Annotated in this window: 12 protein-coding genes; 10 read left to right on the top strand and 2 right to left on the bottom strand. The window is 42.1% G+C overall.

What is annotated here, in order from left to right; all coding sequences use genetic code 11:
• Positions 1-179: 179 nt before the first annotated feature.
• Together L696_RS29730 and L696_RS0118065 are read left to right on the top strand one after the other, a co-directional pair.
• Positions 180-395 (top strand): transposase, encoded by a 216-nt coding sequence (locus L696_RS29730; RefSeq protein ID WP_081750762.1) that lies wholly within the window; start codon positions 180-182, stop codon positions 393-395.
• A gap of 42 nt (positions 396-437) precedes the next feature.
• A complete protein-coding gene (locus tag L696_RS0118065) occupies positions 438-749 on the top strand; it encodes a transposase (protein WP_155985436.1) in 312 nt (103 codons plus the stop codon).
• A gap of 44 nt (positions 750-793) precedes the next feature.
• Here L696_RS0118065 and L696_RS0118060 read toward each other — a convergent pair whose 3' ends face one another.
• Positions 794-1,585: a DUF7402 domain-containing protein gene (locus tag L696_RS0118060; RefSeq protein WP_025684885.1), complete on the bottom strand. Its 792-nt coding sequence runs from the start codon at positions 1,583-1,585 to the stop codon at positions 794-796.
• A 302-nt stretch (positions 1,586-1,887) separates the two neighbouring features.
• On the opposite strand from L696_RS0118060, the gene L696_RS0118055 reads away from it, so the two are divergent.
• Positions 1,888-3,174, top strand: a complete 1,287-nt coding sequence (locus tag L696_RS0118055) for an oligosaccharide MFS transporter (RefSeq protein WP_342447947.1) — start codon at positions 1,888-1,890, stop codon at positions 3,172-3,174.
• 133 nt (positions 3,175-3,307) lie between these two features.
• On the opposite strand, the gene L696_RS0118050 is transcribed toward L696_RS0118055, so the two are convergent.
• Positions 3,308-4,177 carry a helix-turn-helix domain-containing protein gene (locus L696_RS0118050; RefSeq protein WP_025684883.1) on the bottom strand — a complete coding sequence of 290 codons (870 nt, stop codon included), beginning with the start codon at positions 4,175-4,177 and terminating at the stop codon, positions 3,308-3,310.
• Positions 4,178-4,552: 375 nt separating this feature from the next.
• On the opposite strand from L696_RS0118050, the gene L696_RS0118045 reads away from it, so the two are divergent.
• The 7 genes from L696_RS0118045 (at position 4,553) to L696_RS0118020 (ending at position 12,254) form a co-directional block, all read left to right on the top strand.
• Complete coding sequence (locus L696_RS0118045) at positions 4,553-5,842, top strand: oligosaccharide MFS transporter (protein WP_025684882.1); 1,290 nt, start codon at positions 4,553-4,555, stop codon at positions 5,840-5,842.
• Entirely contained in the window at positions 5,839-6,756 is a 918-nt protein-coding gene (locus L696_RS0118040; protein WP_025684881.1) for an alpha/beta hydrolase, read from the top strand. Before L696_RS0118045 ends, L696_RS0118040 begins: the two co-directional genes overlap by 4 nt.
• Before the next feature lie 140 nt (positions 6,757-6,896).
• The gene (locus L696_RS0118035) at positions 6,897-8,054 is read left to right on the top strand and encodes a glycoside hydrolase family 88 protein (protein ID WP_025684880.1); all 1,158 of its coding nucleotides are present in this window, start codon (positions 6,897-6,899) and stop codon (positions 8,052-8,054) included.
• Between the two features lie 75 nt (positions 8,055-8,129).
• Entirely contained in the window at positions 8,130-8,375 is a 246-nt protein-coding gene (locus L696_RS30615; RefSeq protein ID WP_155985435.1) for a hypothetical protein, read from the top strand.
• A 435-nt stretch (positions 8,376-8,810) separates the two neighbouring features.
• On the top strand, positions 8,811-9,743 hold the full coding sequence (locus L696_RS0118030; protein ID WP_162833916.1) for an ABC transporter permease: 933 nt from the start codon (positions 8,811-8,813) through the stop codon (positions 9,741-9,743).
• Between the two features lie 16 nt (positions 9,744-9,759).
• Positions 9,760-10,641, top strand: a complete 882-nt coding sequence (locus L696_RS0118025) for a carbohydrate ABC transporter permease (RefSeq protein ID WP_025684878.1) — start codon at positions 9,760-9,762, stop codon at positions 10,639-10,641.
• A gap of 32 nt (positions 10,642-10,673) precedes the next feature.
• The gene (locus L696_RS0118020) at positions 10,674-12,254 is read left to right on the top strand and encodes an ABC transporter substrate-binding protein (RefSeq protein WP_025684877.1); all 1,581 of its coding nucleotides are present in this window, start codon (positions 10,674-10,676) and stop codon (positions 12,252-12,254) included.
• Positions 12,255-12,353 lie beyond the last annotated feature (99 nt).

Raw genomic sequence — 12,353 nt, 5'->3', positions numbered from 1 at the left:
TTTACAACAGATTTTAATTTTTACTATGTATATAATGTAATTAAACTAAATCCTATAAGGAGTGATCGAAATGTAAATATCCAATGAGCAAAGTTTAAGATTAGCCATTAGGGCGTGTCTTCAAAGTGTTTAAGTAGGGATATATTGGTTAAAACCATCTAATGAGTACATGATATGAAATTCAAGATCAACAATGGCGGCAGATTCAAGATCTTTTTCCACCTGAACGAAAATCACAAGGACGACGTCCTGCAGTGGACAATCGAATTATGTTGAATGCTATGCTATGGGTGGCTCGTTCAGGTGCCCCTTGGCGTGTTTCTTTCCCCATTGGAAATCCGTCTACACCCGCTTTCGACGCTGGCAAAAAGCGGGGATTTGGGACGAAGTGTTAAAAGACGTTTCGCTGGATTCCGATGAGGAAAGTGTGATGATAGATGCCACGATGGTGCGAGTTCACTAGTATGGGGCACAGCAAGCAAGCGGACGCTCCCGTGGTGGATGCGTTAGGAAATCCATTTCGCTTCGAATTGACCGGAGGCGAGGCCTATGATTCCGTCCATGGATTCGAAATGCTTAAAGCCATGAAACTGACCATGAAGCAAGTCTTGGCCGACCGAGCTTACGATACGAATGCGATTCGAGCCTTTTTGGAAGATAAACAAGCCATCCCCGTGATTCCAGGTAAGAAAACCGTCGAGTGCCTCCGAAATATGATCGGGATATCTACAAAGAACGTCACTTGGTAGAACGTTTCATACTAATTCCAAGCTGATAATGCCTTTTCATGTACTCATACATCGTGTCCATAGGCTTCGAACTGTGTAAGCGCTGGGAATAGAGCCGGATCATCGGATTTAATCAGTTCGCTAAGCTTTACCCATTCCACTTTCTTCGGCTCAAGCTGTATAGTCTGCGCTTTACCTGACTTAATAAGCTGCGTCACTTGTTTGCTGCCATCAGAAAAATGTAACGAAACTTTCTCCCAGTAATTGTCGTGCGGAAAATCGGCCCGCAAATACAATACAATCTTGTCAATTTCAACATGGCGTCCAAAATGGATGGTGAATTCGGCATCTTCCTGCTGGTTAATCCCCCACGACTCGAAGGGCCAGCCTCCATGTGAAAATGTCACTGTATTGCCGTTAATTGCGTTTCTGGCAGCGAAAACCGCTTCACCACGGGTTTCGACATTGGCCGAAGCATGCGGGAACAATGAGGTATTTGTATGCTGATCATACTCATTCCTCGCAAGATTTTTATAGGACGCGATTTCTTCTACGCTTGCAACCCGCGCGGTCAACAAGTGCATTTCACCTGTAAATGACTTTGGGGAGTAGGAAGTTTTTTTTTCATCAAAAGGTATAATATACTGGTATTCTTGCCCAGATAAATAGACAAAGGCCTCATTCATCGCGTCATCCAACTGGATGTACAAATAAACATGGGGTTTAGAGCTTCTTAGAACAATCGAATCGCCCAATTGATACGGATGATTATAAACCAGATTTATCTCCTCAGCGTCCGTATTTTTTGCGAGTATAGTTCCATCTTCACTTTGTACTTCAATGGATAAATTAATCATATGTACACCTCAATTTTAAGGAATTTAAGTTCATAGACCTGTTCAATATTTATTAAACCGCTTACATCATAACATGAAAAAGGCCCAAAAAAGTTCTGTTTTGTATGACAAAAATAACGTTTTATTTCACATGTAGTGATGTTCGTCCAAAAGGGAAGAGCAGGTCCCAAAAAGGAAAACTTAATTATAAAAAAACTGTGATTTTATGCTTGATAACGTTTTCAAGTTTGCTATAATAAACATAGCCAAATGAGTTTGTCAGTGTTTTCTGTTGGAAACAGTTTATTCCGTTTTTATCCGTGATGTATATTTCTATTTTTATGCGGAGGAATAATCTAATGACACCCATTAACAAGCAACTATTTTGGAAATTAAGCTCTTTTCTATTTTTCTTTCAGGCTGCATGGGCAGCGGCTTATTCGTTGTTTTCATTATGGCTCGGGGAGACAATCGGCCTCAATGGGCCCTTAATAGGTACAGTCTTTTCCATTAATGCATTATTTGCCTTAGCTTTCAAGCCCGTTTTCGGGTACTTCCTGGACAGGCTCGGTTACCGCAAAAATGTTCTGTGGTTCATTTCTGGGGCAACGCTGCTGATTGCTCCCTTTTTCATCTATGTATATCGTCCTTTGTTAAGTGGGACGCCGATCGTTGGCATGCTGGTAGGCGGTCTTTTTATCGGTTTTGCTTTCTCCGCAGGGATTGCGGCGATCGAATCTTATATTGAAAAATGTGGACGTCAGTTTGGTTTTGAATATGGGAAAGTCAGAAGCTTTGGCTCATTAGGCTTTGCTTTCGCAGCTTTTTTTGCCGGGAAACTATTCAATATAGACCCGAATTTAAATTTTTGGACCGCTTCCATTTTTGCTCTCATCACGATTTTTATGCTTTTATGGATAAAAATACCTGATCAGATCAAGGAGCAGCTTGTCATTGATAAAGACCCGGTCAAAGTAAAAGATGTGTTTTCGTTACTAAAATTAAAGAAATTCTGGTTTTTTATTATATACGTATTCGGGGTTGCCAGCATATTTTTTGTCATGGACCAGCAGTTTCCGCGTTTTTTTGTGTCTTTGTTTCCGTCTGAGAAGCAGGGAAATGAATTTTTCGGATATCTCAATTCCGTGCAAATATTCGGTGAGGCCTTCTTTATGTTTACAATCCCATTTGTTGTGAATAAGATCGGTGCCAAACGGGGCTTGTTACTGGCAGGGGCAATTATGGGCATCCGCATCTTGGGCACGGGCTTTTCCACCACTATATCCGAAGTAGTTATATGGAAACTACTGCATAGCATTGAATTGCCTATTCTTCTGATTTCTGTCTTTAAATATATTGCCGAAACCTTCTCACAGCGCTTGTCCTCCAGCATGTATTTAATCGGTTATCAATCGATAAATTACATTGGAGTAGTTATTATAGGACCGATTGCGGGACACCTGTATGAAACACTCGGATTTCCTAAAACCTACATGCTGATGGGTACTATTGTGCTGATCTCTACGGCATTAGCCATACTGACGCTTAATAAAACACCTGGAAACAAACTTGAGGCAACAATCAATTCCCCTATAGTTGTTGAAAAGTAATCCACTTCGGGTTGAAAAAGACTTGAACTACAAGCTGCTTCCGGAATTCTACCGGGGCAGCTTGTTTTTTCTATTTTGTGGGTTTGTTTTTTGCTCCGTTTTCGTCATATCACGGCAACGATCATTTTAGTGGTCAATTTTTTTTTGTGTTTAATCTGTATTGCAGAGGTGTAACCTGGTAGGTTTTTTTGAAACAGGAGATAAAATGTGAGATATTTTGAAAACCGACTTTATTACCAATCGTTTCTACGGGAAACGATGTCGTTTCAAGCAAGTGGGCTGCTACTTTGACTCGTTTCGCGGTGAGATATTCTGTCAGATTGCTGCCTGTTTCTTTCTTAAACAGACGAGATACATATGACCTTGTCAAATGGAGTTCGTTTGCCAACTTATTTAGAATGTCGGATTCCATATAATGAGTCTCAATCCAATTCATTATAATTTCTGAATATTCCTCCTTGCGCCAGGTCAGCAAAGGCTTTGTGCCGGACGAGGGAATGAACTTTTCCATAGCGCTGAGGAATCGAAGCATAAAGATGGTAATTTCCTCTTGCGAAGATCCTCTGTCTGTGTGCGCTATACGCTCATAATCATCCACGAATGTGGTAAAAAAATCTAAATCATTTCCCAAATCAAAAGCACGTTCAATAACACTTGAGTAGCACAAACGGTCAAATAATTCCCGCCGATGTGGAAAGCTGCTTAGATACTGATCAATATACAAATGGTTTAGATGAATAACGGTTCTTTTATACGGACAATGTTCAGAAATTTTAGCATAAACTTTGTGAATTTCAAATGGTTGAAACACAAAGAGCATGCCTTTCTTAATCTGATGAGTCTGATTATTCATGACGACAGTACCGTTGCCATTATAAATGACTAAAATCTCGCAGCATTGATGCCAATGATAGAATCCGCTGTTGGGCTTGCTTGAAACATGACAATCCGACCAAACAATGGGTAGTCCCTGAAAAGGGACAGGTTCAAAACCAAGTGCCATGTTAACTCTCCTACATTAAGTCGATTTTTCAACAGTGTAGCATTTTTGTTAGCTTTATCACAAGTGAAATAAAACGTTATTTCTGTTATACATAACAAAACTTCTTCGACTTTTCTCATGCTATACTGAAAACGCTTTAACGGATACGAGAACGACCCACGGTCTAGTCTTAGTATGTCAAGACTATATCCTATCTATGTGTAACTCTGATATCGATGTCACATAGATAGAAGACTGTTTTCCAACAATCATTTGGCTATGATTAAAATCCGTTAGAAAGCAATCCACGCGGATTCTGAGGATGTTTTACCGTTTTATTTCAGGACGAGGAAAGCGAACAACACAAGTGTGAGCAGACAGGAAGGATGATCATTTATGAGCAGCATTGCCAGACGTAATTACTGGTCAATCAGTGGATTTGTATTTTTATATTTTGCAGTTCAGGCTACAGCAATTGCCTTGCTGTCAATATGGTTAAGTTCCTCTTTGAAATTGACAGGAACAGAAATTGGTGTTGTATTCTCTGCAAACGCAATTATAGCTATGATTGCACAGCCTATATACGGAATTATTTCTGATAAGTTCGGATTGAAGAAAAATATATTATGGATCATCGCCTTTTTGGCGGTAGCTACCGGTCCTTTCTTTATATTTGTTTACAAACCGCTGCTGCTATTCAGTCCACTGCTTGGGGCAATTATCGGTGGCTTGTATATCGGCGCAGCTTTTCAGGCAGGTGGGGGAGCGGTAGAATCCTATGCTGACCGTGTGGCAAGAACCTACGGTTTTGAATACGGAAGAGTCCGGATGTTCGGCTCTATCGGTTTCGCGGCCATGTCCTTTTTCTTAGGGCCTTTAATGAACATGAATCCTAATTATAATTTTGTCATCGGTTCTTTACTGGGGATTATTCTCCTGCTCCTGTTGCTGGTCATGAAGATTGATCCTCAAAAAGAAGCAGAGATGGCTCATGAGAAGGCAGAGCCTTTCAGAATAAATGATATATGGGCGCTTCTGAAGTCAGGTAAGTTCTGGGCCTTTGTCGTGTATGTGGTTTCGGTTCCGACATTTTATATGGTTTGTGAGCAGCAGTTTCCGATTCATTATGCTGCCTCTTTTACGAATGCAGCCACCGGCAATCAATTTTACGGTTATCTGAATTCCGTCCAGGTGTTCATTGAAGCGGGCATGCTGTTCGTGGCTCCGTTAATCGTGGTCAGAATAGGTATCAAAAGAGGTCTGCTGTTAGCTAACTCCCTAATGATTATTCGGTTGCTGTTGGCAGGCATCGTGGTCGCTCCAGTCGGCTTGTCTTTTGTCAAGCTCATTAGCGGCATTGAACTACCGATCCTGCTTGTTTCGATATTTAAATATATTAGTGCTCACTTTAGCTCGCGTGTCTCGTCGACTCTTTATCTAATCGGGTTTCAATTCTCGCTTGCACTGGGACAAACGATATATTCACCAGTCATCGGTAACCTTTATGACACTATAGGCTTTAATGAGGCTTACGTGCTCATGGGCGGAATTGCTTTAATATTCACAATCATCGCTGTATTCACACTGCGCAAGGACGATCAAGACCCGGAATCTACGCAGGAAGGGACGCTTGGTGAGCGTTCAGAAAAGGGAAATCTAACAAAACAAGGAGAGGATGCAATATGATGGTAGTGAGCGGATTTACAGCATTGAAAGATGTTGTTTATAAAACGGTGAACGGCATGGAACTGTCGCTTGATATTTTGATACCTGATAAGCCGGTAAGCATTCCGTGTCCTGCTGTGATGTATATTCATGGCGGGGGATGGAATGGTGGGGATAAGCAGAATTACGGAGGACAGGTGTGGAATGCCTCTCTGGCGCAGCAAGGATTTGTAGCGATTAATGTGAATTACCGCTTCTCCAGCCAGGCTATTTTTCCAGCCCAGATTATAGATTTAAAGGATGCAGTTCAGTGGATTCGGGCGCATGCTGAGCGATACGGTATACATCCCGGGCGGATCGGAGTATGGGGACATTCAGCTGGTGGACATCTGGCGGCACTGCTGGGTACATCGGGTGATCATTCTCCATGGGAAAAAGGAGAAATATCCACCGCGGTTCAAGCCGCTTGCTCGGTATCGGGTGGGATGGATCTTATTGCGCTCGCCGAGTACGGAAATGACGCAGAAGCCGCCCTGATCGGCGCTACTCTAGAGAACATTCACGAGCACAAGGAACTGGCCGATTTGGCTTGTCCCATGACTCATATTCATGAGCATATGCCGCCATTCCTGATTATTCATGGTGAAGAGGATGCAATTGTACCGATCATTGAATCCGAAAAACTGTATGCGAAACTGGATAATGCGACTTTCATCAAGATTAAAAACGGGGATCATTTCTTCATTAAAGGCAATCTTGAATTTCAGGATCTCGTGATCACGGTTGCACACTTTTTCCGCAAGCAACTGATTGGCACGGCGAGACATGACATTATTGAACAGGACATTGACCGCATAATTCCAACTAATGATCGGAAACGCCTCACCCCTGAATTTTATGCAGAATGGGGAAAACTCTTTGAGCAATATACCTAAGAGTTATTTATCCAATAACAGATTGACTTCACTAGCCCAATATCAAGGCATCAGAAAATTTCCGAAACATGCTGATGCACCTGTTGAATGAAAAATGTTCACCACCAAAAAAATCTAAATGGAAAGTGGGAATTTATTTAATGTTTACACTAGACAAAGCAAATGTATGGGTACAAGATGTAATTCAAAAAATTACGGATAAAATGGACTGGGTTAGTGAAAAATCCCAAGCTAAAATACCTTATACTACGATAAACGGAGTACATGATGATCGAGCTATTGATAACCCCACCCATACAGTTACTGACGGAATTAACTGGTGGACTAACGGATTTTGGGGTGGCATGATGTGGCAGATGTATCACGAAACCGGACAGGAGAAATACAAGAAGTTTGCAAATATTCTGGAAAATAAGTTGGACGTTTGTTTTCAGGATTATTATGGATTGCATCATGACGTTGGTTTTATGTGGTTGCCAACCAGTGTCGCGAACTATAAAGTCACTCAAAATCCGGAATCCAGAAAAAGAGCACTGCATGCAGCTAATCTGCTGGCTGGGCGGTACAACCCGGTCGGAGAATTCATTCGGGCGTGGAACGATCTGAATGGAGAAGATACGCGAGGTTGGGCGATTATTGATTGTATGTTCAATATCCCATTGCTCTATTGGGCAACAGAAGAAACCGGTGATCCAAGGTTTAAGCAGATCGCTATAAAGCACGCAGATACGGTCATGAATACATTTGTAAGACCAGATGGCTCCGTGAATCATATCGTTGAATTCGATCCGTTCCATGGTGGGGTTGTGAAAACTTATGGTGGGCAGGGCTACGAAGAAGGGTCTTCTTGGACCAGAGGCCAGAGTTGGGGGCTATACGGCTTTATGATGAGCTTCAGGCATACTGGCAAAGAGGAATACTTGAATACTGCCAAGCGCATTGCGCATTATTTTATAGCTAACATTCCAGAAAGCGGAATTATTCCGGTCGACTTCAGGCAGCCAAAAGAACCCGCATATGAGGATTCTACAGCAGCCGCTATTGCAGCTTGTGGATTAATTGAGATTTCCAAGGCCGTAGGGCCTCTTGAAAAAGACCTGTATCTCGGAGCAGCACTAAAAATGCTAAAAGCATTGGATAAGACTCGTACCGACTGGTCTAGGGATTGCGACTGTATCCTGAAAAACGGATCAGCCGCTTATCATAACAAGGAGCATCATAACTCCATCATTTACGGTGATTATTATTTTATCGAAGCCGTTTTTAAACTAAAGGAAAATGATCTGTATATATGGTAATCGTCGACCCACGTGTACGGAGTATTACTGTTTCGTGAACGTTTGATTGGGTTTGGTAAGTTCATAGAGGAGCAGATGACAAAGTGGGGCGAGGTTTATAATTACGGTATTGTAGATCTGGTTCTGCCATGCTGCCACTCATGCGACCAGCTCAACTGTATTCCTGTACATCAAATTAATAAAGCGCCGGTTGTGTTCCTAAACTTGCAGCCAACCGAGCGGATTAACTACGACCATTCGACGACAGGAGAGTGGCTGGCCCATTGCGGAGCTTGTCCTGTTCCAGAGTTCGCTAACGCCTTCTATCTCTTTGACAAATGAGGTAACGTAACAGAGAAAAGAAGCTGTTCGCGCATGGAACGAGATTAGGCAGTGGGATCAAGTAGCTGCCATCCCGCGTACACTTCGCCATAACCGATTTGGTTTTCTTGGAAACACTTACAGCAATGAACCGTATCCATCCGTTTACATTCAGAAAAATCAACATATTCTTTAGTCCTGAAGCGATACGCTCTCGTATTACTTCAGGACTTTTGTATTTAAACTATAGCTTTTTTATCAAGAAATTTAAAATCTGGCAGTCAGCACTTAAAAAACTTCATGTGCGTAATCCAATCCACATGATATTGTTAATTTAAAGTATTGTAAACGTTTACTGAAATTACTTGGATGATAGCTGAAAGTTATTAAGTATTATGTGAAGGAGGTAGAGGGATGAAAGAAATTACGGTTACTAGGTCAACATCCCCGCGAGACATGAAAAAAGGGAAAAAAACTGATTCTTGGCTGGGTGAGATTCACAAAAACTTTTTTCTGTATCTCATGACCTTACCGGGTATTTTGTTGTTGCTGGTATTCTCATATCTTCCTATGGCAGGAATCGTCATTGCTTTTCAAAATTTCAATCCTGTTAAAGGTATTACAGGTAGTGAATTTGTCGGGTTAAAAAATTTCGAATTTTTCTTCCAGTCCAACGAAATGATACGGGTTATTTTTAACACACTCTTTTTGAACACTCTGTTTATTGTGTGTGGCATGCTAGCTTCAGTAGCTATCGCGGTCATGCTATCCGAGCTAGGGGGAAAATGGTTCAAACGCACGATTCAGACCATTGTTACCTTGCCGAACTTTTTATCATGGACCGTCATTGCGATGTTCGTTACTGCCCTGTTGTCTTCGGAAACAGGCATGCTGAACAAAGCACTAGCACTATTCGGGATCGCACCTATTTCTTATTTTAATGAAGCTGCCATGTGGCCAATGATTTTGGTATTAATCAAGCTGTGGCAGGGAGCCGGATTCGGTTCAATCATCTATTTGGCTACAATCTCGGGGATTAACCCAGACATTTATGAGTCGGCTTCCATTGATGGAGCCAGTCGCTGGCAGAAAATTCGTCATATTACACTCCCTTTACTGAAACCGACGATGATTTTGATGCTGCTACTTGCTATGGGAGGCATTTTCTATGGTGACTTTGGTATGATCTTTGCCATTGTTGGACGAAATGTAGCTCTGTATTCTACAACGGACGTTATTGACACGTATGTTTACCGAGCCCTCATGGACCTGGGAGATATGAGTATGGCGGCTGCAGTAGGTGTATTCCAATCGGTAATCGGGCTCATATTTGTCGTCACGGCGAATCAGGTTGCACGAAAATTCAGTCCTGATTCAGCACTCTTCTAGGAAAGCAGGCGATACCATGATAAAAGAAGGTTTTAGCGATCGAGTATTGAAAGCGTTTATCTATCTAGCATTGATCTTGTTTGCTGCCTACTGTCTTGTCCCGTTCATCACAGTCATCGGCAGTTCGTTCTCCTCAGAGAGTTCGATCTTGCGGGACGGGTATACCCTATGGCCCCGCGAATTTACACTAGATGCCTACAAACTGATTTTTGAGGACAGCACTATTTATAAAGCTTATGGTGTAACCATTTTTGTAACCGTGGTCGGTACCGTATTGGCAATGGTGATGACTTGTGCTATGGCTTATCCGTTGGGGGTCAAAACACTGAAATACCGAAACTGGATTAACTTCTATGTGTACTTTACCATGCTGTTCCATGGGGGACTGGTAGCTAACTATCTACTGATTTCCAAGTATTTGGATATGAAAGATTCTATCTGGGTGCTTATTATCCCTGCACTAATCAGTCCATGGAATATGTTTCTTATGCGGAATTTTTTCCGATCCATTGATGAATCGCTGGCAGAGTCGGCCAAAATAGATGGAGCCAATGATATTTATATTTTTTATAAAATTATGTTGCCTATTTCACTGCCTGCGCTTGCCACAGTGGGACTGTTTTATGCAATGGCTTTCTGGAACAAGTGGTTTGAAGCAATGCTCTATATTTCAGACGAAAGCTTGTTCCCGCTGCAATATTTGATTATGCGCATTATGAGCAATGCTGATTTTGCCAATCAGATTTCCTCACAAGTGACACTACCCGGATATGTGGTTCCTACATTTACCACTCGACTGGCTACAACAGTTGTCACGATTGGCCCGATTATCTTCCTGTATCCGTTCCTGCAAAAGTATTTTGTCAAAGGGTTGATGGTCGGAGCTGTAAAAGGATAACATATTGTTCAAAAATGAGAGGGGTTAAGGGAATGAAACGAGTTTACAAGGGGATATCACTGATATTAGCAATGATTCTGCTCATGAGTATGTCGCTGGTTGCCTGTTCAGGAAGCAAGGGCCAGTCCAGCGATGGAACGGGTCCCGTCACATTGAAGGTCATGCTTTTTGGTGAGAAGCCAGTCGATATGGAAAAAGTATTGACCGAATTTAACAACAGAACGAAGGATACGCTTAAGACCAAACTGAATATAGAATGGAATCCAAGCTCGGATCACAAACAAAAGGTGAAACTGAAAATGGCTGCCGGCGAATCTGTTGATGTCGTATTTGATGCCCCCTGGATGAACATGTATCAAAATATCAGCCAAGGATACTATCTTGAGCTGGACAAATATTTTAATAATGACGCTTATCCCGGTTTAAAGAAAGCATTCTCACCGGAATTTCTGGAAAGTAACAAAGTAAATGGACATTTGTACACTGTACCGTTCACTCAACTGTTTTACGATATTGAGGTTATTTATATTCGTAAGGATTTGCGAGAAAAGTATGGCTTGAAACCTATTCAAAGCTACGATGATTTGGAAGTTTATCTGGAAAAGGTACAGCAAAACGATCCGAGTATGATTCCTTTTGGTAACAAAGGAGAACGTGGGTTCTTCAAAATGTTTGCGCCAGAAGAAAAGTATACGCATGTTGTGCCCACGGTGCCAGGTGCAGGCGCTCCATTTAACATCATTTTATCCAAAGATGGGAAAAAGGTATTGGGTGCTACAACCATAGGGGACCCGGATTCCGCATTTAGCAGCTTCCCAGCCCCCTACAACGATCCCGATTACTTCTATAAGTCTTATGACCAATTTGTAAAATGGAATCGCTTTATACAGAAGGATGTTTTGTCCGAAAAAGATCCGGCTCTCTTACTTACAGCGGGCAAATTGGGGGCGATGGAGGGAACACTTAATAGTTCATCTTCCTATCAGGATCGCTTGACTTCTGCTATACCGGGAGCAGAGCTGGAGACCTTTGTCTATGACAAGCGTGTTCGTAATATGGAAAAAGGAGCGATCGGTACCGATTATAGAGCCTGGAACTTCATCGCGCTGCCAGTGACGTCGGAAAATGCAGATCGTACGATGAAATTCCTCGATTGGTTGTTCGCTTCGCAGGAAAATCACGATCTATTCGAGCTTGGGATCAAAGGTGAGCATTGGCAGGATGTGGGGGATAACAAATTCAAAACAACTGACAAGAGCGCCAATTATGTCTTTCCGATGTATGAGTTGACATGGAATCCGGTAATGTCGCGAATTAATGCGTCCAATGATCCAGAGACAACCAAGTATTTGGAATATGCGGCAAAGGACGATACGTATTATAAACTGCCTCTAGCTGGTTTTACATTCAACACGGAAAAAGTGAAAACACAAATCGCTAAAGTTCAGCCGAAGTACACGGAGCTGGAACCTGTGCTGAAAAACGGTTTGGATGCCAACTGGAGACAAAGAGCAACTGAAGCAAATAAGGAAATGCAAGCACTCGGATTGGAGGATATTCGTAAACAGGTCATAGAGCAAGCACAGAAGTTTTTGGATAATCAGGGCCAATAAATGGGTTGTTAAGAATATGCGAAACAGGGCTGTGCGGGCGATTGATCCTGCATGGCCTTGCCTATATCCAGCAAAAGGCTATCCAGATCCATCTATTTT

This window comes from Paenibacillus maysiensis (genome assembly GCF_000520815.1).
GTDB classification, from domain to species: Bacteria; Bacillota; Bacilli; order Paenibacillales; family Paenibacillaceae; genus Paenibacillus; species Paenibacillus maysiensis.
This window is presented reverse-complemented; position numbering and strand designations above follow the sequence as displayed.

Excerpts from the sequence above, each read along its gene's own strand:
- L696_RS0118065 (WP_155985436.1), top strand. The coding sequence starts at position 438 with ATGCCACGATGGTGCGAGTTCACTAGTATGGGGCACAGCAAGCAAGCG.
- L696_RS0118060 (WP_025684885.1), bottom strand. The coding sequence starts at position 1,585 with ATGATTAATTTATCCATTGAAGTACAAAGTGAAGATGGAACTATACTC.
- L696_RS0118055 (WP_342447947.1), top strand. The coding sequence starts at position 1,888 with ATGTATATTTCTATTTTTATGCGGAGGAATAATCTAATGACACCCATT.
- L696_RS0118050 (WP_025684883.1), bottom strand. The coding sequence starts at position 4,177 with ATGGCACTTGGTTTTGAACCTGTCCCTTTTCAGGGACTACCCATTGTT.
- L696_RS0118045 (WP_025684882.1), top strand. The coding sequence starts at position 4,553 with ATGAGCAGCATTGCCAGACGTAATTACTGGTCAATCAGTGGATTTGTA.
- L696_RS0118040 (WP_025684881.1), top strand. The coding sequence starts at position 5,839 with ATGATGGTAGTGAGCGGATTTACAGCATTGAAAGATGTTGTTTATAAA.
- L696_RS0118035 (WP_025684880.1), top strand. The coding sequence starts at position 6,897 with ATGTTTACACTAGACAAAGCAAATGTATGGGTACAAGATGTAATTCAA.
- L696_RS30615 (WP_155985435.1), top strand. The coding sequence starts at position 8,130 with ATGACAAAGTGGGGCGAGGTTTATAATTACGGTATTGTAGATCTGGTT.
- L696_RS0118030 (WP_162833916.1), top strand. The coding sequence starts at position 8,811 with ATGAAAAAAGGGAAAAAAACTGATTCTTGGCTGGGTGAGATTCACAAA.
- L696_RS0118025 (WP_025684878.1), top strand. The coding sequence starts at position 9,760 with ATGATAAAAGAAGGTTTTAGCGATCGAGTATTGAAAGCGTTTATCTAT.
- L696_RS0118020 (WP_025684877.1), top strand. The coding sequence starts at position 10,674 with ATGAAACGAGTTTACAAGGGGATATCACTGATATTAGCAATGATTCTG.